The organism is Microbacterium sp. KKR3/1, assembly GCF_021272365.1.
GTDB lineage: Bacteria > Actinomycetota > Actinomycetes > Actinomycetales > Microbacteriaceae > Microbacterium > Microbacterium aurugineum.
Genome location: NZ_JAJSDW010000001.1, coordinates 85009 through 108026, shown reverse-complemented (window position 1 = coordinate 108026; position 23018 = coordinate 85009). Strand labels below are relative to the sequence as shown.

General features: G+C 66.8%; 23 protein-coding genes. 1 reads left to right on the top strand and 22 read right to left on the bottom strand.

The genetic code is table 11. The features are described 5' to 3' along the window. Positions 1-3 precede the first annotated feature (3 nt). From ctaD to LVJ59_RS00510, 4 genes are all read right to left on the bottom strand, one after another. Positions 4-1737, bottom strand: coding sequence for a cytochrome c oxidase subunit I (gene ctaD / locus LVJ59_RS00525; protein ID WP_047524054.1), 1734 nt, complete (start codon positions 1735-1737; stop codon positions 4-6). Positions 1738-1740: 3 nt separating this feature from the next. Next, complete coding sequence (coxB, locus tag LVJ59_RS00520) at positions 1741-2643, bottom strand: cytochrome c oxidase subunit II (protein WP_232761642.1); 903 nt, start codon at positions 2641-2643, stop codon at positions 1741-1743. 143 nt (positions 2644-2786) lie between these two features. Continuing rightward, positions 2787-3149, bottom strand: a complete 363-nt coding sequence (gene erpA / locus LVJ59_RS00515; protein WP_017830247.1) for an iron-sulfur cluster insertion protein ErpA — start codon at positions 3147-3149, stop codon at positions 2787-2789. A gap of 70 nt (positions 3150-3219) precedes the next feature. After that, positions 3220-4623, bottom strand: coding sequence for a dipeptidase (locus LVJ59_RS00510; RefSeq protein ID WP_232761641.1), 1404 nt, complete (start codon positions 4621-4623; stop codon positions 3220-3222). Between the two features lie 46 nt (positions 4624-4669). Between LVJ59_RS00510 and LVJ59_RS00505 the strand changes: the two genes are divergently transcribed. Further along, on the top strand, positions 4670-5242 hold the full coding sequence (locus LVJ59_RS00505; RefSeq protein ID WP_232761640.1) for a DUF3043 domain-containing protein: 573 nt from the start codon (positions 4670-4672) through the stop codon (positions 5240-5242). Here the strand turns inward: LVJ59_RS00505 and LVJ59_RS00500 are convergent. From LVJ59_RS00500 to murC, 18 genes are all read right to left on the bottom strand, one after another. Further along, positions 5217-6254: a quinone-dependent dihydroorotate dehydrogenase gene (locus LVJ59_RS00500; RefSeq protein ID WP_232761639.1), complete on the bottom strand. Its 1038-nt coding sequence runs from the start codon at positions 6252-6254 to the stop codon at positions 5217-5219. The genes LVJ59_RS00505 and LVJ59_RS00500 overlap by 26 nt on opposite strands. A 10-nt stretch (positions 6255-6264) precedes the next feature. Beyond that, a complete protein-coding gene (gene nrdR, locus LVJ59_RS00495; RefSeq protein ID WP_047524059.1) occupies positions 6265-6735 on the bottom strand; it encodes a transcriptional regulator NrdR in 471 nt (156 codons plus the stop codon). 10 nt (positions 6736-6745) lie between these two features. After that, positions 6746-8050, bottom strand: coding sequence for a histidinol dehydrogenase (gene hisD, locus LVJ59_RS00490; protein ID WP_232761638.1), 1305 nt, complete (start codon positions 8048-8050; stop codon positions 6746-6748). 1 nt (position 8051) lies between these two features. Further along, positions 8052-9242 (bottom strand): hypothetical protein, encoded by a 1191-nt coding sequence (locus LVJ59_RS00485; RefSeq protein WP_232761637.1) that lies wholly within the window; start codon positions 9240-9242, stop codon positions 8052-8054. A gap of 71 nt (positions 9243-9313) precedes the next feature. Continuing rightward, positions 9314-12832: a DNA polymerase III subunit alpha gene (gene dnaE / locus LVJ59_RS00480; protein WP_047524062.1), complete on the bottom strand. Its 3519-nt coding sequence runs from the start codon at positions 12830-12832 to the stop codon at positions 9314-9316. A 61-nt stretch (positions 12833-12893) separates the two neighbouring features. Further along, a complete protein-coding gene (locus LVJ59_RS00475; RefSeq protein WP_232761636.1) occupies positions 12894-13040 on the bottom strand; it encodes a hypothetical protein in 147 nt (48 codons plus the stop codon). Between the two features lie 62 nt (positions 13041-13102). Further along, complete coding sequence (locus LVJ59_RS00470; RefSeq protein WP_232761635.1) at positions 13103-14218, bottom strand: hypothetical protein; 1116 nt, start codon at positions 14216-14218, stop codon at positions 13103-13105. Then, entirely contained in the window at positions 14205-14795 is a 591-nt protein-coding gene (locus LVJ59_RS00465; protein WP_134351521.1) for an RNA polymerase sigma factor, read from the bottom strand. Before LVJ59_RS00465 ends, LVJ59_RS00470 begins: the two co-directional genes overlap by 14 nt. Before the next feature lie 31 nt (positions 14796-14826). After that, positions 14827-15426, bottom strand: coding sequence for a GNAT family N-acetyltransferase (locus tag LVJ59_RS00460; RefSeq protein ID WP_232761634.1), 600 nt, complete (start codon positions 15424-15426; stop codon positions 14827-14829). 48 nt (positions 15427-15474) lie between these two features. Next, on the bottom strand, positions 15475-16395 hold the full coding sequence (locus LVJ59_RS00455; protein ID WP_232761633.1) for an RluA family pseudouridine synthase: 921 nt from the start codon (positions 16393-16395) through the stop codon (positions 15475-15477). Position 16396: 1 nt separating this feature from the next. Next, entirely contained in the window at positions 16397-17053 is a 657-nt protein-coding gene (gene lspA, locus LVJ59_RS00450; protein ID WP_232761632.1) for a signal peptidase II, read from the bottom strand. A gap of 9 nt (positions 17054-17062) precedes the next feature. Continuing rightward, positions 17063-17662 (bottom strand): DivIVA domain-containing protein, encoded by a 600-nt coding sequence (locus LVJ59_RS00445; protein ID WP_232761631.1) that lies wholly within the window; start codon positions 17660-17662, stop codon positions 17063-17065. 181 nt (positions 17663-17843) lie between these two features. Beyond that, on the bottom strand, positions 17844-18143 hold the full coding sequence (locus tag LVJ59_RS00440) for a YggT family protein (protein WP_047524064.1): 300 nt from the start codon (positions 18141-18143) through the stop codon (positions 17844-17846). 3 nt (positions 18144-18146) lie between these two features. Further along, positions 18147-18608, bottom strand: a complete 462-nt coding sequence (locus tag LVJ59_RS00435) for a cell division protein SepF (RefSeq protein WP_232761630.1) — start codon at positions 18606-18608, stop codon at positions 18147-18149. Positions 18609-18651: 43 nt separating this feature from the next. Continuing rightward, positions 18652-19359 carry a YggS family pyridoxal phosphate-dependent enzyme gene (locus tag LVJ59_RS00430; protein WP_232761629.1) on the bottom strand — a complete coding sequence of 236 codons (708 nt, stop codon included), beginning with the start codon at positions 19357-19359 and terminating at the stop codon, positions 18652-18654. After that, a complete protein-coding gene (ftsZ, locus tag LVJ59_RS00425) occupies positions 19356-20498 on the bottom strand; it encodes a cell division protein FtsZ (RefSeq protein ID WP_134351529.1) in 1143 nt (380 codons plus the stop codon). Before ftsZ ends, LVJ59_RS00430 begins: the two co-directional genes overlap by 4 nt. A 162-nt stretch (positions 20499-20660) precedes the next feature. Further along, positions 20661-21608, bottom strand: a complete 948-nt coding sequence (locus LVJ59_RS00420; RefSeq protein ID WP_232761628.1) for an FtsQ-type POTRA domain-containing protein — start codon at positions 21606-21608, stop codon at positions 20661-20663. Positions 21609-21611: 3 nt separating this feature from the next. Then, a complete protein-coding gene (gene murC / locus LVJ59_RS00415; RefSeq protein WP_232761627.1) occupies positions 21612-23012 on the bottom strand; it encodes a UDP-N-acetylmuramate--L-alanine ligase in 1401 nt (466 codons plus the stop codon). Positions 23013-23018 lie beyond the last annotated feature (6 nt).

Genomic DNA, 23018 nt, shown 5'->3' with positions numbered 1-23018 from the left:
GACTTAGTGGGCCTCTCGCTCGCCGGGTGCCGTGGTCGCGAACTCGGCGGCCTCCGGGTGGTTCAGGTCGAACGCAGGACGCTCGCTGCGAATGCGCGGGATCGACGTGAAGTTGTGACGCGGCGGCGGGCAGGACGTCGCCCATTCGAGCGAAGCGCCGTACCCCCACGGGTCGTTGACCGTGACCTTCGGTGCCTTGCGAGCCGTGATCCAGACGTTCAGGAAGAACGGAAGCATCGAAGCGCCGAGGATGATCGCACCGATCGTCGACACCTGGTTCTGCCAGGTCCAGCCGTCGGCGGCCGAGTAGTCCGCGTAGCGGCGGACCATTCCGTCGACACCCAGCCAGTGCTGGATGAGGAACGTCATGTGGAAGCCGATGAAGAGCAACCAGAAGTGCACGTAGCCGAGACGCTCGTTGAGCATGCGCCCGGTCCACTTGGGCCACCAGAAGTAGAAGCCGGCGAACATGGCGAACACGACTGTACCGAACACGACGTAGTGGAAGTGTGCGACGACGAAGTAGGAGTCGGAGAGCGCGAAGTCCAGCGGCGGGGCTGCCAGGATCACACCGGTAAGACCACCGAAGACGAACGAGACCAGGAACCCGAGGGCGAACACCATCGGCGTCTCGAAGGTCACGGACCCTCGCCAGAGTGTTCCGATCCAGTTGAAGATCTTCACGCCGGTCGGCACCGCGATGAGCATCGTCATCAGAGCGAAGAACGGCAGCAGGACCGAGCCGGTGACGTACATGTGGTGAGCCCACACCGCCACCGAGAGCGCGGCGATCGCGATCGTGGCGTAGACGAGCGTCTTGTACCCGAAGATCGGCTTGCGGCTGAAGACCGGGAAGATCTCCGACACGATGCCGAAGAACGGCAGGGCGATGATGTAGACCTCAGGGTGCCCGAAGAACCAGAACAGGTGCTGCCAGAGCAGGACACCACCGTTGGCCGGATCGTAGATGTGAGCGCCCAGGATACGGTCCGCGGCTGCGGCGAAGATGGCCGCAGCGAGAACCGGGAACGCCATCAGGATCAGGAGGCTCGTGATCAGCGTGTTCCACGAGAAGATCGGCATACGCCACATCGTCATACCGGGAGCACGCATCGTGATGATCGTGGTGATGAAGTTGACGGCACCGAGGATCGTTCCGAAACCGGAGATTCCCAGCCCCACCATCCACAGGTTCCCACCGGCACCCGGCGAGAAGGATGCTCCGGCGAGTGGCTGATACGCGAACCATCCAAAGGAGGCCGCACCCTGCGGCGTGAGGAAGCCTGCGACCGCGATGGTCGAGCCGAAGAGGAAGAGCCAGAAGGCGAAGGCGTTCAGACGCGGGAAGGCGACGTCGGGCGCACCGATCTGCAGCGGAAGGATCGCGTTGGCGAAACCTGCGAACAGCGGCGTCGCGAACATCAGCAGCATGATCGTGCCGTGCATCGTGAACAGCTGGTTGTACTGCTCCTTCGTCGGGATGATCTGCATGCCCGGCGCGAACAGCTCAGCACGGATGACGAGGGCCATCACACCGCCGAGGAGGAAGAACATCACCGAGGCGATCAGGTACATGTACCCGATGGTCTTGTGGTCGGTGGACGTGATCCACTTGACGACGATGTTGCCCTTCTGCTCCACGCGCGAGGAGCTCATGAGAGCGGCCTGGCGGGCGGGCAGACTGGTGGGACGAGATCTGGGAGCCTCGTCGGTACGGGGAGCTTCAGTGGTCGACATGGCTTACTCCCCTCCTTCCTCGGTGTCGGTCGTCGGGGTCGTTCCCGGGAAGTTCGAGAGACGGTCGTAGGCGTCGGTGATGTCGCCCGTGTTGCCCTTCTCTTCGAGCGTCTGGAGGTAGGCCTCGTAATCGTCCTCGGAGACGACCTTCACGTTGAAGAGCATCATCGAGTGGTATTCGCCGCAGAGCTCGGCGCACTTGCCGGCGTACTCGCCCTCGCGGGTCGGGATGAAGGACCACGAGTTGTCCTTCCCGATGTACATGTCCTTCTTGTAGAGGAAGTCGATGATCCAGAAGGAGTGGATGACGTCACGCGACTGAAGGTTGATCGTGACCTTCTTGTCGACGGGCAGCACCAGCGTGGGCAGCTGCGCCTGGTCGATGTTGCCGTCCTTGTCGGGCTGAGCCTGGATGCCCATCGTCCACACGGCGTCGGAGTTGTCGTCCTTGTCGCCGTCGTACTGGAAGTCCCACGCCCACTGCTTGGCGATCGCGGTGATCTCGACGTCGGGTTCGTCCCACTTGGCTTCGATCGCGGTCTGGTCGCGAGCCGTGAAGAAGAACATGCCCAGCACGAGGATGAGCGGCACGATCGTGTAGAAGATCTCGATCGGCATGTTGTAGCGCATCTGCACCGGCAGGCCGGTCTGGCCCTTGCGACGGCGGTACGCGATCGCAGCCCAGGCCATCAGGCCCCAGGTGATGATTCCGACGGCGAGGAGCACGATCCACGAGTTCACCCAGAGCGACGAGACGCGCTCGGTCTGATTGGTGGCTGCGGGGCCACCCTCCACGAAGCCCGGAAGAAAGCCGTTCAGCTCGGTGGGAGAGCATCCCGCCAGGGCCAAGGCTGCCGCAACTCCCACAGGGAGGGCGGCCCAACGAAGGCTGCGTTTCGAGGGCACGATGCACCTTTCAGATCGCGAACAGAGCACACCCAAGTCTAGGGCAACCTCACACCTGATTCATGCCATCCACGCAGGTTGCCGGATGCAGAACGGCCGCCGTCACCGATCGGTGACGGCGGCCGTGGTCCGCGAAGCGAGGATCAGTGGAAGCTGTCGCCGCACGCGCAGCTACCCGCCGCGTTGGGGTTGTCGATCGTGAAGCCCTGCTCGGAGATCGTGTCCTTGAAGTCGATCGCCGCACCATCGAGGTACGGGACGCTCATGTTGTCGATGATCACCTCGACGCCGTCGAAATCGACGGTCTCATCGCCTTCGAGGTAGCGCTCGTCGAAGTACAGCTGATAGATCAGGCCAGAGCAGCCACCGGGCTGCACGGCGACGCGGAGGCGCAGATCGTCGCGCCCCTCCTGTTCGAGGAGGTTCTTGACCTTCGTGGCGGCAGCGTCGGTCAGGGTGACGCCGTGTGCGCGGGTGGTCTCTGGGGAGAGGGTGGTGTCGCTCATGTCGCTCCTTGTGACGGGCCGCAGGTGCACGGCTTCTCGGACGATTCTACCGCCGCAGAGGCTGTGAGGCTCAGAGTTCGGTGGCATTCATCCGAGCCAGGAGCAGAGCCTCGCTCGCGACGGCATGACGGAACGTGTCCAGGTGCAGCGACTCGTTCGGGCTGTGGGCCCGCGAGTGGGGGTCTTCGACACCGGTCACCAGGATCTGCGCGGCGGGGAACTCCCGTACCAGATCCGCGATGAAGGGGATGGATCCGCCCACGCCGAGGTCGACCGGAGCGACTCCGTAGCCGTCGCGCATCGCGTCACGGGTCAACGCCACGGCCCACCCGCTCGTGTCGACCAGGAAGCCGTCGCCGAGATCGACGTCAGAGAACGTGAGCTCCGCACCGAACGGTGCATGGGCGCGGAGGTGGGCTTCGAGCGCCTCGTAGGCTTCCTGCCCCGTCTGGCCCGGTGCGACTCGAGCACTGATCACCACGGTGACCTCGGGAAGGAGCGTGTTGGAGGCTGCGGCGACGGTCGTGGAATCGATACCGATGACGGTGACCGCGGGCTTGTTCCAGATCCGGCTGAGGATCGTCCCGTTGCCGATCGGTGTGGTGGTGGGAAGCAGTCCGGCCTCATCTCGCAGCGTCGCCTCGGTGTAGTCCGGAGTCGCCGCATCGCGCGCGGTCATCCCCTCGACCGCGACCGCCCCGTCCTCGTCCCAGAGCGTCGCGAGCAGCGTGACGGTGGCCATCATCGCGTCGGGCACCGCACCGCCGAACATCCCCGAGTGCGACGCGTGGTCGAGTGTGCGCACACGCAGCGTGAAGCGCGCGTTGCCGCGCAGCGAGACCGTGAGTCCCGGCGTCACGGAGTCCCAGTTGCCGGAGTCCGCCACGACGATCGCGTCTGCGCGCAGAGCCTCCTTGTTGTCGGAGAGGAACTGCGCGAAGGAGCGGGAACCGTACTCCTCCTCCCCCTCGATGAACATCGCGATACCCAGGTCGAGATCGTCCCCGAGGACCTCGCTGACCGCCCGGATCGACGCGATGTGCGCCATGACCCCCGCTTTGTCGTCCGCCGCACCACGCCCGTAGAGACGTCCGTCCCGCACCGTCGGCTCGAACGGCGGCGTCTCCCACAGGGCGTCGTCCCCTGGAGGCTGCACGTCGTGGTGCGCGTAGAGGAGGATCGTCGGCTTCCCATTCCGCGCCGCACGGGTGGCGAGGACCGCCGGCTGCCCCTGCTCGTCGGTGCCGGGGATCGCTGAGCGCAGCACACGGACCTCATCGAAGACACCGGTGTCCTCGGCCAGTGACGCGACAGCGGCCGCGCTGCGCTCCAGTTGCGTCTGATCGAACGCCGGCCATGCCATCCCGGGGATCCGCACGAGGTGTCCGAGATCCGACAGCGCAGCAGGGATTCCTGTGTCCACGGCTTCGAGAACGGCGGCATCGGGCTCAGGGGGAAGAACAGGAGAGGTCATGCGAGTAATCTTAAGGTGATCCCCCGCCAGCGAACCGAGGAACTCCGTGTCCACTAACCCCGCCTCCCCTTCGACGAACGACGACGCCTCCGAGACGACTGCCGTCGGCAAGGGGCGCGCGACGCCGACCCGCGCGGAGCAGGAGGCAGCACGTCGCCGCCCCCTGGTCGCCAACACCAAAGAGGCGAAGGCGGCTGCCAAAGCCGAGCTCAACGAGCGTCGTGCTCGCGCCCAGGCAGGCATGGCCGCCGGCGAGGAGAAGTACCTCCCGGTCCGCGACAAGGGCCCGCAGCGCCGCTGGGTGCGCGACTACGTGGACGCGGGGTGGCACCCGGCCGAGTTCGTGATGGGCGTCATGGTGCTGGTCATCCTCGCCTCACTCCTGCCGACGAACATGATGATCTCGTTCTACGCCTACATCGTCATGATGGGGTATCTCGTGATCGCCATCGGCGGCATGGTGCTGCTCGGGATGCGGGTCAAGCGGAAGGCCGCAGCGAAGTTCGGCAAGGATCGCCTCGAGCGCGGCCTCGGCTGGTACGCGGCGATGCGCGCGCTGCAGATGCGCTTCATGCGACTGCCGAAGCCGCAGGTCAAGCGCGGCCAGTACCCCGACTGACCAGTCCTCTGTTGATCTCGCGGCCCCAGAACGGACCGCGGTACAGGAATCCCGTGTAACCCTGCACGAGAGTGGCACCGGCCTGCAGACGCTCCTGCACATCGGCCGGAGTCTCGACTCCACCGACCGCGATCACGCAGAACTCTGCCGGTACGGCGTCACGCACGATCCGGAGCACTTCGAGCGAGCGCTTCTTCAGCGGCGCCCCCGACAGTCCGCCCGCGCCCGCGGCTTCGATCGACGCCGCGTCCGTGAGCAGTCCGTCTCGACTGATCGTGGTGTTGTGCGCGATGATTCCGGCGAGCCCCTCGGTCACGGCCAACTCCGCGATGGCGGTGATCTCGTCATCCGGGAGATCCGGGGCGATCTTGACGAGCAGCGGCGTGGACCCCGATGCTTCCTTGACCGCCCGGAGCAACGGTGCCAGCGTCTCCACTGCCTGCAGCCCGCGCAGTCCTGGGGTGTTCGGAGAGGACACGTTCACCGCGAGGTAGTCGGCGAGCGGGGCGAGGCGGGTTGCCGAGGCCACGTAGTCGGCGGTGGCATCCTCGACGTCCACGATGCGGCTCTTGCCGATGTTGACGCCGATCACCGTGTCCGGTGCGCCACGGCGCAGTCGAGCGAGGCGACGGGCGACCGCATCAGCGCCGTCGTTGTTGAACCCCATCCGGTTGACGACGGCGCGGTCCGCCAACAGACGGAACAGACGCGGCTTGGGATTCCCCTCCTGCGGGATCGCCGTCACGGTACCGATCTCCACGTGGCCGAACCCGAGGGCCGCCAGTCCGCGGACGCCGACGGCGTTCTTGTCGAAACCGGCCGCGATGCCGAAGGGCGACGGGAAGCTGAGTCCGAGTGCATCGACACGCAAGGACGGATCCGGCGCGGTCAGGGCACGGGTCGCCCAGGAGAACGGCGGCACTCCGAGGACGCGGATCACCGCCATGCCGGCGTGATGGGCGAACTCGGGATCGAAGCGCGAGAGGACAGCGCGGAAGAGCAGCGGATACATCCCTGCCAGATTACCGCTCCTCGGCCTCCTGCTTCGTGTGGTCGGCCCGGAGGTCGGTGATCGCCGCCTCGAAGTCCTCGAGCGAGTCGAACGCCTGGTAGACGCTGGCGAAGCGGAGGAACGCGACCTCATCGAGATCACGCAGCGGACCGAGGATGGCCAGACCGATCTCATTCGTGTCGAGCTGCGACACCCCCGTCTGGCGAACAGCCTCCTCCACGCGCTGCGCGAGGATGGCGAGGTCGGCCTCGGTCACCGGCCGTCCCTGACACGCCTTGCGCACGCCGGAGATGACCTTCTCCCGGCTGAAAGGCTCCATCACGCCGGAACGCTTGATGACGTTGAGGCTCGCGGTCTCGGTGGTCGTGAAACGGCCCCCGCACTCCGGGCACTGACGACGCCGCCTGATCGAGAGCCCGTCGTCGCTCGTGCGGGAATCGATGACGCGGGAGTCGGGATGACGGCAGAAGGGGCAGTGCATCTGACCGATCCTACGCGGTGAAGCGCGCCTCGATCGCCTCACCGTGCGCCGGCAGCGCCTCGGACTCGGCGAGTGCGACGACCCCCGCTCGGACGGCGGCCAGTGCGGCCCTGTCGTAGGAGATCACCTGCTGAGGACGCAGGAACGTGTACGCGCCGAGTCCCGGTGCATACCGCGCCTGACCGCCGGTCGGGAGCACGTGGTTGCTCCCCGCCATGTAGTCCCCCAGGCTCACCGGCGTCTGGTCTCCGACGAAGACCGCTCCGGCGCTCGTGAAGGCCGACGCGGCGCTCTCGGCATCGGCGAGGTGGAGTTCGAGGTGCTCGGGCGCGTAGGCGTTGCTGAAAGCGGTCGCCATGGCGCGATCGTCGACGAGGACGATCGCCGACTGCGGTCCTCCCAAGGACGCGGCGACACGCTCGCTGTGACGGGTGAGGACGGAGATCCGCTCGACCTCGGTGGCGACGCGTGCAGCGAGCTCCGCGGCGTCCGTGACCAATACCGCGGAGGCCTGTTCGTCGTGCTCCGCCTGGCTCACGAGGTCGGCTGCGATGAGGCGCGGATCGGCATCGGCATCGGCGACGACCAGGATCTCGGTCGCGCCGGCCTCCGAGTCCGTCCCGACGACGCCGGCGACCGCGCGCTTGGCGGAGGCGACGTAGTTGTTGCCGGGCCCGGAAACGACGTCGACGGGGTCGAGCCCGAGCGAGGCGACACCGTGCGCGAACGCCCCGATCGCCCCCGCTCCGCCCATCGCATAGACCTCGGTCACGCCCAACAGAGCGGCCGCGGCGAGGATCGTCGGGTGGATTCGCCCTCCCTGGTCCGCCTGCGGCGGCGATGCCAAGGCGATCTGCTCCACACCTGCCACCTGAGCCGGCACGACGTTCATGATCACGCTGGACGGGTAGACCGCTTTCCCACCGGGAATGTACACACCCACGCGGTGGACGGGCTGCCAGCGCTGCGTGATGACGGCACCGTCGCCGATGCGGGTGACCTGCGCGGCCGGAACCTGGGCTGCGGAGGCCAGTCGCACGCGGCGGATCGCCTCCTCGAGAGCGGTACGCACTTCGGGGGCGAGCTCGGCCAGCGCCTCGTCGATGTGGGCGGCGGGAACCCGGACGGAGTGTCCGGCGACCCGGTCGAAGCGTTCCGCCTGCTCACGGAGAGCGGCCTCACCGCGGTTGCGGACGTCGTCCACGAGGCGGGCGGCGGTGTCGAGCGCCTCGGCACGCGCCTGTGTGGCTCGCGGTACGGCGGCGAGCATGTCAGCGGGCGAGAGCTCGCGCCCCCGCAGATCGATCGTGCGCATTTCAGCCTTTCGTGATGTCGGAGATGTCGTGGAGGTAGCCGATCCGCCCGTCGTCATGACGCACGACGTAGGCACCTCCACGGTCTTCGATCACGAGCGCCCAGGCATTCGGGCCGATGCGGAACAACGCCTCGCCGCGCTCGTCGTGGACGTCACGCTCAGAGGGCGCGAGGATCCAGAACGGCTGCGCGACGGGAGTCGACTCGCGCGGGTTCGTCGCATCGAGGTCCGCGTCGGCGAAACCCTCCACGATCGGAGCTTCCGTGTCGTCCGGGACGACAGCGGTCTCGTATGTCGCAGCGGTCTCGAGGAGGGACTCGATGCTCCCGATGTCCGAGACGATCTCGGGCTCCTGCCCCCGAGAACGCCGAGAGTACGTGGGCACGTACTCCTCGTCATCTGTGCCGTGCACGGTGCCGATGTCACCACCGGACGCGTGTGCCGTGAGGGGCACCTGCGCGGCGAGGTCGACGCGCTCGACCTCGTCCGTGGCCTGGCTCCCGGAATCCCGGCTGTCGGCGTCTGCGACCGGAGGAAGCGCGGAAGCATCCACGCTCACATCCGTCCGGTCGCCGTCGGCGGCGGTCTGTGGCTCGGGCTCCGTGAGGACCGGTTCGGGTCGCGGTCGCGCGATGACGGGGCGCACCGGATTGGCGTTGCGGTGGGCGAGGGTGACCAGACGTCCGTGGAAGTCCTCTTTCAGCCCCGGGATGAGTGGAGCGAAGACCGTGAGCACGACCAGGGCCAGAGCGGCGACGGCCATCACCACCCCGCTCCACGGAAGTGACCAGAACCCGGTGGCGATCAGCCCTGAGATCGTGAGCCACACGTTCCCGGCCCAGACGACGGCTGCGACCGAGAAGGCCACAGAGGCGAATTGGTCGATGCCGAGCGACCCGACGCGACGGATACCGTCAGGCGAGAAGCGACGGAGCACGAGCAGGAACACGGCGACCGTGGGGACACCAACCGGAAGGATCCACTGGATTCCGACGCCCCAGAGCGAGGCGCCCCCGGCCAGCGGGAAGAACGACACGACGAAGGAGACCAGCCACACGCTGACGATGAGAAGCTCACGGAGGGTGAATCCGAGGATCCCGTACTCCGGAGTCACCTCATCGTCGTAGAGGACACCGTCGTCATCGCTGAAGTCCGCATCTTCGACACCCGGCTCAGGGAGTTCCGTGCTCATGCGTGGTCCTTTCGTCACCGTGCTCGACGGGGGGATTCGTCGTGCTGCCGACGGCTCATGATCCTACCCGCTCACCCCAGACAGGTGGGTCCGAGAAGGGACTTGAGGTCACCGAAGAGGTCTGCCGAGACCTTCACCGGCATGGGCACCTCGAAGACCTTCGCAGTGCCGCCTCGGTGCACGCGGAGCAGCACCTCTGTGTCGCCGTTGTGCCGACGCAGGACCTCGGCGAGCTCACCCATCACCCGCTCGGTGGCACGTTGCTCCGCCAAGACCAACGACAGTGGCCCTGCGGCGTCGAACGAGCCGATGTCGGGCGCGAACGCGGACTGCGCATGCAGGTTGAGGCCGTCATCACGACGGGACACACGCCCGCGCACGGCGAGGATCGCATCCTGTTGCAAGGTGTGCTGGAACTCGGTGTAGGTCTTGCCCATGAACATCACGGTGACCTCGCCGTTGAAGTCCTCGACCGTGATCATGCCGTACGGATTACCGCTCGCCTTGGCCACGCGGTGCTGCACGCTGGTCACGAGGCCCGCCACGGTCACCTGATCACCGTCCTGCAGGTCTTCGGAGTTGTTGAGGTCATGGATCGAGATCGACGCATGCTTCGCGAGCGGCACCTCGAGCCCGGCCAGCGGGTGATCGGAGACGTACAGGCCGAGCATCTCCCGCTCGAAGGCGAGCTTGTCCTTCTTGACCCACTCGGGGCGGGCCGGCACCTTGGCCGGAGCGGCCTCTTCCATGCCGTCGTAGAGACTGTCGAAGTCGAACCCGATCGCGCCCTGTGCCTCGTTGCGCTTGCGGTCGACGGCTGCCTCGACCGCGTCTTCATGCACTTCCATGAGCGCTCGGCGGGTGTCGCCCATCGAGTCGAAGGCGCCGGCCTTGATCAGGGACTCCACGGTGCGCTTGTTCGAGACATGCAGCGGCACGGTGTCGAGGAAGTGGTGGAACGAGGTGAACCGCTCCCCCTTGCGCGCCTGCACGATCCCTTCGACGACGTTGCTGCCGACGTTGCGCACAGCGCCGAGGCCGAAGCGGATGTCGTCTCCGACGGCCGCGAAGAAGTTGATCGAGTCCGAGACATCGGGCGGAAGGACTTTGATCCCCATACGGCGGCACTCGTTCAGGTACAGGGCCATCTTGTCCTTGGAGTCGCCCACGCTGGTGAGCAACGCCGCCATGTACTCGGCGGGATAGTGCGCCTTGAGGTATGCGGTCCAGTACGACACGAGTCCGTACGCCGCGGAGTGGGCCTTGTTGAAGGCGTAGTCCGAGAAGGGCAGCAGGATGTCCCACAGCGCCTTGATCGCGTCCTCGCCGAAGCCGCGCTCCTTCATCCCGCCCGCGAAGCCCTCGTACTGCTTGTCGAGCTCCGACTTCTTCTTCTTGCCCATCGCGCGACGGAGGATGTCTGCTTGTCCGAGGCTGAAGCCGGCGACGGCCTGAGCGATGGCCATGACCTGCTCCTGGTAGATGATGAGCCCGTACGACTCCTCCAGGATCTCCGCGAGCGGCGCTTCGAGCTCGGGATGGATGGGGGTGATCTCCTGCACCCCGTTCTTGCGCAGTGCGTAGTTGGTGTGCGAGTTCGCGCCCATCGGACCCGGGCGATACAGGGCGATGAGGGCCGAGATGTCACCGAAGTTGTCCGGCTTCATCAGGCGCATCAGCGAACGCAGCGGCGGACTGTCGAGTTGGAAGACGCCTAGGGTGTCTCCGCGCGCGAGCAGCTGATACACACCCGGATCGTCGAGACCGAGGTGCTCGAGGTCGAGTTCTTCGCCCCGGTTCGTCCGGATGTTGTCGAGCGCATCGGAGATGATCGTGAGGTTGCGCAGCCCGAGGAAGTCCATCTTGATCAGCCCGAGCGACTCACACGACGGGTAGTCGAACTGCGTGACGATCTGGCCGTCCTGCTCGCGCCTCATGATCGGGATGATGTCGAGCAGCGGATCGGACGACATGATCACGCCGGCGGCGTGGACGCCCCACTGACGCTTCAGCCCTTCGAGACCGAGAGCGCGGTCGAAGACGGTCTTGGCCTCCGGGTCGGTCTCGATCAGCGTGCGGAACTCGCTCGCTTCCTTGTACCGGGGGTGCGCCGAGTCGAACATGCCGTCCAGGGGCATGTCCTTGCCCATCACGGGCGGCGGCATCGCCTTCGTCAGGCGCTCCCCCATGCTGAAGGGGAACCCGAGAACGCGCCCGGCGTCCTTCAGCGCCTGCTTCGACTTAATCGTGCCGTAGGTGACGATCTGGGCGACGCGCTCGGATCCGTACTTCTCGGTGACGTATTCGATGACCTCGCCGCGGCGACGATCATCGAAGTCGACGTCGAAGTCGGGCATCGAGACACGGTCGGGGTTGAGGAAGCGCTCGAAGATCAGACCGTGCTCGAGCGGGTCGAGGTCGGTGATCCGCATCGCGTAGGCGACCATCGACCCGGCACCCGAACCACGGCCGGGACCGACACGGATGCCGTTGTCTTTGGCCCAGTTGATGAAGTCCGCGACGACGAGGAAGTAGCCGGGGAAGCCCATCTGCAGGATGATGCCAGTCTCGTACTCGGCCTGCTTGCGCACCTTGTCGGGGATCCCACCGGGGTACCGGTAGTGCAGGCCGGCCTCGACCTCCTTGATGAGCCAGCTGTCCTCGGTCTCACCGTCGGGGACCGGGAAGCGCGGCATGTAGTTCGCCGAGGTGTCGAACTCGACCTCGCAGCGCTCGGCGATCAGGAGCGTGTTGTCGCAGGCCTCGGGGTGATCGCGGAACAGCTGCCGCATCTCGGCGGCGGTCTTGATGTAGTAGCCGTCGCCGTCGAACTTGAAGCGGTTCGGATCGTCCATGGTGGAGCCCGACTGCACGCACAGCAGAGCCTCGTGAGCGTCGGCCTCGTGCTGGTGCGTGTAGTGCGAGTCGTTGGTCGCGACGAGTGGGATGTTGAGGTCTTTCGCGAGGCGGAGCAGGTCGGTCATCACCCGTCGCTCGATGGAGAGACCGTGGTCCATGATCTCGGCGAAGTAGTTCTCCTTGCCGAAGATGTCCTGGAACTCTGCAGCCGCCGCGCGCGCCGCGTCGTACTGCCCCAGCCGCAGTCGCGTCTGGATCTCGCCGGAGGGGCATCCTGTGGTCGCGATGATGCCCTTGCCGTAGGTCTGGAGCAGCTCGCGGTCCATGCGGGGCTTGAAGTAGTAACCCTCCATGCTCGACCGGGAGCTGATCCGGAAGAGGTTGTGCATGCCCGCGGTGCTCTGGCTCCACATCGTCATGTGGGTGTACGCGCCCGAGCCGGAGACGTCGTCGCTCTTCTGGTCCGGTGAGCCCCACTGCACGCGCGTCTTGTCGCTGCGGTGCGTGCCCGGGGTCATGTATGCCTCGAGCCCGATGATGGGCTTGATGCCTGCGTTGCGCGCCGCGTTGTAGAACTCGAATGCCGCGAAAGTGTTGCCGTGATCGGTCACCGCGATGGCCGGCATCCCGTATTCGGCGGCTGCCTGGGTCATCGCATTGATCTTCGCCGCACCGTCCAGCATGGAGTACTCGCTGTGCACGTGCAGGTGGACGAAGGAGTCGGATGCCATGCCTTCGAGTCTACGGCGGAGCCCCGACACCGGAGGTCGGCGCCGGGGCTTCGTCGAGGGGCTACGGTGCCGCGTCGACCACGCTCACCGTGATCGTCCTCCACGTGTCAGGGACGTCTTCCGGCACGATGCCGGCCCCCGCGTCTTGCCTGATCGCGGAACCGACCACCAGGCCGGTCGTCATGTCGACCGAGATCTCGATCTTCACCAACCGACCGGCGTTGGAGGAGCAACACCTCTGTCACCGTGTCGATCGACAACGAGGCGAATCTACGGAGCCTCATCGACGACTTGGACAGTCGTCGTGAGTTCGTGATCAGGAACGGAGTCCGGAACGATGCCCCCGCGCGGGCCGTCGTTGATGGTCGAGCGCACCACCTGCGCAGTGCGCGTGTCGATCGACATGGAATAGCTGCGATCAACTTGCGGGAGTCCTGAGAACAACAGCGTGACGACATCGCCCTCGCTGTCCACAATCGATACGCCAGGGATGAGGCTCAGGGCTCTGTACATCGCAGCCTTGAGATCCGCCGGTGCAGACCCCTGCTGCAACTCATCGATGAGGAATGTCACAGCACCGATACCCGCCGACGCCGCTTCGTCTGCTCGCAGGTATGCCGTCGTCCAAGCCAGGAGGGCAGCTGGATCTCGCGGCATCTCCGCGTACTGGACATAAGTCTGATTCGGAACCGGCGTCCCGACGTGCCCCCCACCCTGGTACCGCAAGACCTGCGGATCCACGCGCCAGCTGAATCGATCGAGCCACTCTTGAGACAGGCGACCCGCCTCCCCTCCGAACAGCTCGACGACCTGCAGGTCCGCGTTGAGCACCTGCACCCATTCGCCTGTCCTGTCGGCGGGGATGTACCAGGTTTGGGAGCTTGTGGAGACCCACGCCGCCGTCGCCTGCGTCCGGTTCGCATTTCCTTGGTCCTGGGGGGAGTAAAGCTCGAGGTTTCGGATCTCCTGGTGAATTCTGAGGTACTGCCCGGGGCCTGCAACCGGCCCCGGGTCGTCACCGACGACCGTCGCCGCTCCGACCAAGACCGTCTTGGCCGTCGGCGGTTCAGGCGCGGGCGAGATCGTTGGCCCAGGCGTCGCGGTCGGCTCGAGAGCCGGCCCCGGCGTGCGCGTCGGCACCGCCTCCACGGTAGGCGTAGGCGACGGCGCCGTGATCGCACTCACGACGAGCACTCCGGTGGTGACTGCAGCCGCCGCGCCGAGGGCGCCGGCGGCGATGAACCAGGGCCGCCGCGCCGCCCGCGGACGCGCGGGTCGGCGCTCCTCCTGGATCTCGGTCAGGAGGAGCGCCCGCGCAGCGGCGAGGTTCTCTTCGGCTCCGTCTATCTCTGGCTTGGTCCACCGAACCTTCTCAAACTCGTCCACGGGTCTCTCCCCTCTTCTGCTGCTGCTCGAATGCCTGAACTCTCCGAGTGGAGTCCAGTCGTCTGCGAACCCGGTTCAGCCGCGATCGCACGGTTCCCACGGGAACCCCGAGGGCGACGGCGACCTCGTCGTAGCTCATCCCCTGCCAGGCATAGAGCAGGAGGGTCTCGCGGTCTCGGGGAGCGAGCGCGGCGATACGCGCTCTCAGTGTCGCGACCTCGCGCTCCGCGTCGACGCGAGTCAGGGCATCATCCAGGCCCCCGAGTGTTGATTGCTCATGTTGCGACACGGATGCCGCGAACGACCTCCACTGCTTGGCCTCGACCGCGCGCTGCCGGCGGATCAGTCGTGACGCGATCCCGAGCAACCACGGCGCCGCCGATTCGGCGTCCGTGTCGAAGTCGGCGCGCCGCCGGAAGGCGACGAGGAAGGTCTCGCTCAAGACGTCCTCTGCCGCATGGCGGCCGACTCTGTACGTCGCGAACGCGTTGACCGCGCGCGCGTGCCTGTCGAAGAGTTCGGCGAACGTTGCCGGACGTTGAAGAGATCGCTGGATGATCTCGCTGTCTGTGGTCACGCTATGTATTGGCCGTGAGTCACCGATCGGTTCACGCTTTCTTCGACGATCTCTGTGGCGCCCCCAGGTCGAGCCTCATCAGCACCCGTGGGAACCCGTCCAGCACGGAACCCGTATCCGCGGCTTTCGCGAATCCTGCACCCTCGAAGAGCGCTCGCGTGCCGACGTATGCCATCGTCAGATTCACCTTCTCGCCGCCGTTGTCGACCGGATAGCCCTCGATCGCGGGCGCACCGCGCTCTGTCGCATATGCGACAGCACCGTCGATCAGCGCATGCGAGATGCCCTGCTTCCGGTACCCGGGGCGTACCCGGAAACACCACAGCGACCAGACGTCGAGGTCATCGATCTGCGGGATGAGCCGGTTGCGGGCGAAGCTCGTCTCGCGTCGCGGATGCAGTGCCGCCCAGCCGACAGGCTCGTCGTCGAGATAGGCGATCACGCCAGGGGGCGGATCCTGGTGGCACAGCTCGCGCACCCGGTCGGCGCGGGCCGGGCCCTTGAGCGCAAGGTTCTCCTTGTTGCCGATGCGATAGCTCAGGCAGAAGCACACGTTCGACGTCGGCTTCTTCGGCCCGACGAGGGTTGCGACATCGTCGAACACGGTTGCAGGACGAACCTCGATGCTCATGCGCTCAGTGTCGCGCACGACACCGACATCGGGCCGGCGCAGCGCCGACTATTCGCCGCGCAGGACCTCCAACGCGTGGCGGAAGTCTGCCGGATAGGGCGACTCGAACTGCACCCAGTCCCCCGTCGCCGGGTGCGCGAACGCGAGCTGATGTGCGTGCAGCCACTGACGTGTGAGCCCGAGCCGGGCTGACATCGTGGGGTCGGCGCCGTACAGCGGATCGCCGACGCACGGATGCCGATGAGCAGCCATGTGCACGCGGATCTGATGCGTGCGCCCCGTCTCGAGATGGATCTCGAGGAGCGAAGCGCCCGGAAAAGCTTCGAGCGTCTCGTAGTGGGTCACCGAGGGCTTCCCGTCGGGAACGACGGCGAACTTCCAGGAGTGGTTCGGATGGCGCCCGATGGGCGCGTCGATCGTTCCCGCCAGCGGATCCGGGTGCCCCTGCACGACCGCGTGATAGACCTTCTCGACCGTACGATCCTTGAACGCCTGCTTCAGCGTCGTGTACGCCTGCTCGGACTTCGCCACGACCATGAGACCGCTCGTGCCGACGTCCAGCCGGTGCACGATCCCCTGACGCTCGGCGGCACCGCTCGTCGCGACGCGGAATCCGGCGGCCTCGAGTGCACCGACGACGGTGGGCCCCTCCCACCCGACGGACGGGTGCGCGGCCACGCCCGTGGGCTTGTCGACCACGATGATGTCGTCGTCGTCGTACACGACCCCGAGCTCGGGAACCGCGATCGGAATGACTCGCGGCGCCTCCTTCGGCGCCCATTCGACTTCGAGCCAGCCACCGCCGTGCAGGCGGTCTGACTTGTCGAGCGTCACGCCGTCGAGACGGACCCCGCCTGCCGCAGCGACATCCGCGGCGAAGGTGCGGGAGAAACCCATGAGCTTCGCGAGCGCGGAATCCACCCGCGTGCCGTCCAAGCCGTCAGGAACCGGCAGAGATCGGGATTCCACGTCAGCGGCCTTCCGATGCGGGAGCCGCATCCTCCGAGGATGCGTCATCGTCGCCCGCGTCCACCTCGTCCGTGTCGGTCTCGGTCTCCGCTTCGGCGGCGATCGCCGCTGCTTCCGCCTCTTCCTCGGTCTCGACCACCGCGTGATCGCGCTCGCGCGTGCCGTCGAACCGCAGGCCGAAGACCACGAGCAGGGCCACCGAGATCATGCCGGTGACGATGAAGATATCCGCGACGTTGAAGATGGCCGGCATCATCCACGGCATCGAGATCATGTCGACGACATGTCCCACCGGGAACCCGGGCTCCCGGAACAGTCGATCGGTGAGGTTGCCGAGCACGCCACCGAGCAGGCAGCCGAGAACCACGGCCCACAGCCGGGACTTGAGCCCGAACGCCTTCCAGATGATGATCGACGCGACGACCGCGAGGGCGATCGTGAAGATCCAGGTGACCTCGGAACCGAGCGAGAACGCCGCGCCGGGGTTGCGGACGTAGTACAGCTGAAGGAACTCACCGAGAACCGGGACCGGTACCTGCAGCGGCAGGTTCTCGATCGTGAGGTACTTCACAAACTGATCGGCGGCCAGCACGAGCGCTGCGAGGATCGCAACGATCGCACCGGCCGCCGACCGACGAAGGGGACGACGTCCTGACAAGAGGGCGCCTTACAGACCGATCGCGGAGACGGGCGTGGAGTCCGTGGACGCCGACTTCTCGTCGAGCTCGCGGAGCTGGCCTTCGATGTATCCGCGCAGCTGCGAGCGGTAGTCGCGCTCGAAGTTGCGGAGTTCGGTGATGCGAGCCTCGAGCGTGTTGCGCTCGCGCTCCAGGCGTGCCGACTCCTCGCGCTGCTTGGCCTCGGCCTCGGTGCGGATCCGGGCGACCTCGGTCTCGGCCTCGGCGATGAGCGCGTTGCGCTTCGCCTCACCCTCGGCGACGTGCTCGTCGTGCAGACGCTGTGCGAGCTCGATGATGCCGGCGGTCGCGGTCGCGGAACCGGTCGGAGCAGGCTCTGCGGGAACCTCGGCGACGGGAGCCGGAGTCTCGGACGCCGCGGGTGCCGCGGCCGGAGCGGCGGCCTCGGGGGCTTCGCCGGACTCGTAGGCGGCCAGCTTGGCCTTCAGCTCGACGTTCTCTTCGAGAGCCTTGCGCCACTCGATGACGATCTCGTCGAGGAAGTCGTCGACCTCGTCCGGGTCGAAGCCGTCCTTGAAGCGGACGTGCTGGAACTGCTTGGTGACGACGTCATCCGGGGTAAGTGCCATGAGTGGCTCCTCTTTCGATGAGTACGAATGCCAGTATCGATGTATGGCGTGGTCGTGATGTGGCGCGAACCCGGGGCGCGCACCTGGGTGCCAGCATAGCCCCCGCGCCTCAGCGCCGCGATGTCACGACACCCAGAGACCACGAAGTCCGCGTGGCGGATCCTGGCGGATCGCCAGGAGGTCAGCGGATGAACAGCCGCACGATGTTCATCAGGACCAGCACGATCAACAGGGTGAGCGTGAACCCGAAATCGAGCGACAGGGAACCGATCCGCAGTGGCGGGATGAGCCGCCGGAAGAACCGGATGGGCGGATCTGTGACCGTGTAGACAGCCTCAGCGGCGACCAGACCGAACCCCTTGGGACGCCACTCCCGATTGAAGAGGGGGATGTAGTCCAGGATGAGGCGCGCGAAGAGCACGAAGATGTAGAGCAGCAGCACCAGATGAACGATGCTCGCTGCGACGGAGACCAACTCCACGAGCTACGACTGGTCGAAGCCCGCAGACTCAGCGTCTGCGTGCGCGATGCCCCCGTGGCCCGAAACGGCGATGTTCTCCGGCGAGAGCAGGAACACCTTCGAGGTGACCCGCTCGATGCGGCCGTACAGTCCGAGGGAGAGTCCGCTCGCGAAGTCGATGAGACGGCGCGCGTCGGCATCGCTCATCTGGGAGAGGTTGATGATGACCGGGACGCCCTCGCGGAAGCTCTCCGCGATCAGCTGAGCGTCGCGGTACTGCTTGGGGTGGACGGTGAGGATCTCGTTCACGGCTCCTGCAGAGGGCTGGCGGACGGCGACGGGACGACGGAGGGGCGTGACGGGAGCCGGAGCCGGCTCTTCGCGCTCGCGGTGAGCGCGCGCAGGAGCCTGCGTCTCCTCCTCGTAGACCTCTTCCTCGTCGGCGAGGCCGAGATACACCATGGTCTTCTTCAGCGGGTTACCCATCGTGTCCTCCGGTTCGAACGTTTGGGGCTGGTCTTTTCACAGGTTAACCCCGGTCGGGCCGGGGGCCGGTGATTGCGGAGCCGATCCGCAGGTGTGTCGCGCCGGCGTCGATCGCCTCCACGAAGTCGCCGGTCATCCCGGCGGAGATCCACGATGCGGAGGGCTGAACGGCGCGGACGCCCTCAGCGACGGCACGCAAGCGCGCGAATGCAGCGCCGGGTTCTTCGTCCAGTGGCGCGACCGCCATGACGCCCCGCAGACGGAGCGATGGCAGCGCCAGCACGTGCTCGGCGAGTGCGACGGCATCAGCGGGTGCCACTCCCCCGCGGCCAGGATCGTCGGTGAGGTTGACCTGTACGAGCACGTCGAGGAGACCATCGTCCTGGGCCGCGCGGTCCAGCGCGTCGGCGAATCGGCCCCGGTCGACGGAATGCACGACGTCGGCGCTGCGCCGGATGGCCGCGGCCTTGTTCGTCTGCCCCTGGCCGATGAAGTGCCAGGTCAGGTCGAGGGCTGCGAGTTCCGCCTGCTTCGCCGACAGTTCCTGTTGCCGGTTCTCTCCCACGTCGTGCACGCCGAGCGCGTGCAGTTCACGGACCAGAGATGCCGGATGGAACTTCGTCACGACGATGCGGGTGAGCTCCGCCGGATCCCGCCCCGCGGCGCGCGCGGCGACGGCGATGCGTTCGTCGATCGCCGTCAGCCGCGCCGCCAGGTCCGACCGCCCCTGCCCGTCGGCCGCAGTGGTCACTTCAGGAATTCGGGGATGTCGATGTCGTCGTCTGCGAAAGCCGGCTCGATGCTGGTGGTCGGCACTCGCTGCTGCACCGGCTCTGCCGGTGCCGCGTCGCTCTTCGCCTCCGGCTCCTCCTCGAGGGAGACCTCGGGGAGAGTCGCCGCCGAGGGCCGGGAGACGACCATCGGGTCCAGTCGGAGCGAAGGCTCGCCACCGTCGAATCCGGCCGCGATGACGGTCACGCGCACCTCGTCGCCGAGAGTGTCGTCGATGACGGTACCGAAGATGATGTTCGCCTCGGGGTGTGCCGCTTCCTTGACGAGGTCGGCCGCGTCGTGGATCTCGAAGATGCCGAGGTTCGATCCTCCCTGGATCGAGAGCAGCACGCCGTGCGCACCCTCGATGGAGGCCTCGAGCAGAGGCGATTCGACCGCGAGCTCGGCCGCCTTGATCGCGCGATCGGCACCGCGGGCGGAGCCGATGCCCATGAGGGCGGAACCTGCGCCCTGCATGACCGACTTGACGTCGGCGAAGTCGAGGTTGATTAGACCCGGGGTCGTGATCAGGTCGGTGATGCCCTGGACACCGGCGAGGAGCACCTGGTCCGCGGTGGCGAAGGCCTCGATCATGGAGATCCCACGGTCACTGATCTCGAGGAGACGGTCGTTCGGCACCACGATGAGGGTGTCGACCTCTTCCTTGAGCTTCGCGACGCCCGCCTCGGCTTGGCTCTGGCGACGGCGACCTTCGAACGAGAACGGCTTGGTGACGACACCGATGGTGAGCGCACCGATGGACTTCGCGATGCGGGCCACCACGGGAGCACCACCGGTTCCGGTGCCGCCTCCCTCGCCGGCGGTCACGAAGACCATGTCCGCACCGGTCAGGGCCTGCTCGATCTCCTCGGCGTGGTCCTCCGCGGCACGGCGCCCCACCTCGGGGTCTGCTCCGGCGCCGAGACCACGCGTGAGTTCCCGACCGACGTCGAGCTTGACGTCGGCATCGCTCATGAGCAGCGCCTGGGCGTCGGTGTTGACGGCGATGAACTCGACTCCGCGGAGACCGAGATCGATCATGCGGTTGACGGCGTTGACGCCGCCACCGCCGACGCCGACGACCTTGATCACGGCGAGGTAGTTCTGGTTCTGGCTCATGGCCGGCCTCCGATTATTCGAGCCTGAAAAGGATGAACCTTAAACCTCAACTAGAGGTGTAAAGTATTTCCCGGTATTGCGTTCTCTTGATCGAAGGTAAGCGCCGCCTGGCCGCGCGCACGCAACCACTTGGGCGTGTCGCGCCATTCCCCACGAAAGAGGTCAGCCGACGACGGCGACTTCGGGTGACGTGACGTCGATCGACCGTGCCCCGGGATGGGCGCCCATCGCCGCTGAGAGGGTCAGTGCCTTGAGACCCGAGTCCTCCGCGCTCCCCCAGACCACCGTCAGCCCACTGCTCAGCGTCAGGGTCACGTCGTCCTGGGTGGTCGCCGCGACCCCCGCCAACTGCGATCGGACATCGGCGGGCAAGGACCTCACGACGAGCCCCGCGCTGCGGAACGCGGCGGAATCGACCCCGCTGTCGATCTCGATCAGAGGCTGTCCTGCGGGCTGATCGGGCGTGGTCGAAAGCGCCACCCCCGCCGCGTCCACGAGCGTGAATCCAGCGCTCGAGCGGATCACGCCGACCGGCGTGCGTTCGACGATGCGCACCGTCAGGTCATGCGGAGGCCGCGCCTCCAGCGCATACGTCTCGATGAGAGGGAACGCCAGCAGCGCGGCCTTCACCTCACTGGAATCGACCAGAGCCAGCGGCGTGCCGAGCTGATCGCTGAGCGCCGCCTCGACCGCGGAGGGATCGAGGCTGGTTGCCCCGACGACCGTGATCTTCTCGACGGCGAACAGCGGGCTGTACGCGGCCGCGATGCTCCCTCCGATCACGACGACCACGGCGGCGAGGCTGCTCCACCAGATGATCCGTCGTCGCCGAGAGCGTTGGGTGAACCGGCGGATCTCTGCGCGGAGAGCCTTGCGCCGGGCGCGCGCCGCGCGCCAGACATCCCTCGTCGAGGTCGGTTGCGGCGCATCGACCGTCGCTTCCTCCGCCGGTGCGCGCTCCTCGGCGACAGCGGGCCTCTCCTCCGCCGCGGCAGCGGACTTCTCCTCCGCCGCGGCGCCGGGCCGACTCGGACGCCGGGTCGCCTGCGTCGCGGCGCCCTTCTCCCCCGAACTCTCCGGGGTGGACGGAAGCGGTGCGGGCCGACGCATCGGCTATGCCTCGTCGGTCCGGCGGAGGGACTCCAAGACCTGCGGGATGATCTGATACACGTTGCCGCAGCCGAGGGTCACGACGAAGTCTCCGTCGCGCGCCACGGTAGCCGTGTAGTCGGCGGCCTGTTGCCAATCCGCCACGAAGTGCACGTGCGACGGGTCGCGGAACGCGTTGCTCACCAGCTCGCCGGTGACTCCGGGGACTGGATCCTCACGCGCCCCGTAGACGTCCAGCATCACCGTGTGGTCGGCGAGTTCCTCGAGGACGTCGGCGAACTCCTGGTACATGTGCTGCGTGCGGGAGTAGGTGTGCGGTTGCTGGATCGCGATGACCCGCCCCGTGCCCGCGATGCCGCGCATCGCCTCGAGAGCAGCCCTGACCTCGGTCGGATGGTGCGAGTAGTCGTCGTACACGGTCACGCCGCGCGCGACCCCGTGCTGTTCGAGGCGGCGAACCGTTCCCGCGAAACCCTCGACGGCGCGGACCGCGTCGACGAGGGGATACCCGAGGGCGCGCAGCACCGTGACGACGCCGGCCGCGTTGATGGCGTTGTGCACACCGGGGACGGCGAGCTGCATCCGCACCTGCTCGCCACCGTGGGTGATGGTCGCTGCGACGCCTCCGACGGTCACGAAGTCGGTGACGCGCACATCCGCATCCGCCGCTTGACCGAACGTGAGCACGTTCGGATGGGTGATCCCGGCGCCGACTCGGAGCGCCCCGGCATCGTCGCTCGAGATCACGACGGCCTCCGAGGCGGCATTCGCGAACCGGACGAACGCGTCGTGGAAGGCCTCGTCCGAACCGTAGTGGTCCAGGTGATCGGGATCCACATTCGTGATGAGAGCGACCGCGGTGTCGTAGAGCAGGAAGGTGCCGTCCGATTCGTCTGCTTCGACGACGAACAGGTCGCCCGATCCGGTGGCGCTCGACGTTCCGAGCTGCTCGATCACACCGCCGTTGACGAAATGGGGGTCGGCCCCGAGCTCCCGCAGTGCGGTGACGATCATGCCCGTCGAGGTCGTCTTGCCGTGCGCGCCGGCGACCGACACCAGGCGACGGGACCCGATCAGCCAGTGCAGCGCCTGGGAACGGTGGATCACGTGCAGTCCACGCGCCTTCGCGGTGACGAACTCGGGGTTCTCGGGCCAGATCGCGCCGGTGTGCACGACCGTGTCGGCGTCGCCCAGGTACGCGGCATCGTGACCGACATGGACCGTTGCTCCCGCCGCGGCCAACGCCCGCAGGTTGTCGCTGTCGGCGCGGTCACTTCCGGAGACGCGGATGCCCGCGTCGAGGAACATCTTCGCGAGCCCGCTCATGCCGGAACCGCCGATGCCGATGAAGTGCGCGGAGGTGATCGTCTCGGGAAGTGGGAGGGAGAGGTCGGGTCTGATCATGTCCGG